The sequence below is a fragment of the Pseudomonas sp. HY2-MNA-CIBAN-0224 genome (genome assembly GCF_040310285.1).
GTDB classification, from domain to species: Bacteria; Pseudomonadota; Gammaproteobacteria; order Pseudomonadales; family Pseudomonadaceae; genus Aquipseudomonas; species Aquipseudomonas helleri.
Genome location: NZ_JBEOPQ010000521.1, coordinates 1 through 272, shown reverse-complemented (window position 1 = coordinate 272; position 272 = coordinate 1). Strand labels below are relative to the sequence as shown.

Below are 272 nucleotides of genomic sequence, written 5' to 3'. Positions count from 1 at the left end.
AACGAAGCTTCCGTCATCGATAGCATGAAAGACGTTATTAGCCATAAAAGCACGGCAATGAATGAAGATTTACAAAACCTAAAAGCGCAACTAGAGCAACAGCAACAGCGGCTTGAGTCAATGAATGACGAGCAAAAAGCCTTGCAAGAACAGCTAAAACGTCAAAGTATTACCTTACAAATTCTTCCTGCGGCTAATGCCAATGCTGGACGTGCCAAACAAGGCACTGCGAGTACGGCTTATATTGGATTTTTGGAAGAAGAGAACCAATT

General features: G+C 42.3%; 1 protein-coding gene. It reads left to right on the top strand.

Features of this window, described 5'->3' with window-relative positions; all coding sequences use genetic code 11:
- Positions 1-24: 24 nt before the first annotated feature.
- A partial coding sequence (locus tag AAEZ03_RS27400; protein ID WP_350583000.1) for a hypothetical protein occupies positions 25-272 on the top strand: 248 nt, incomplete at its 3' end.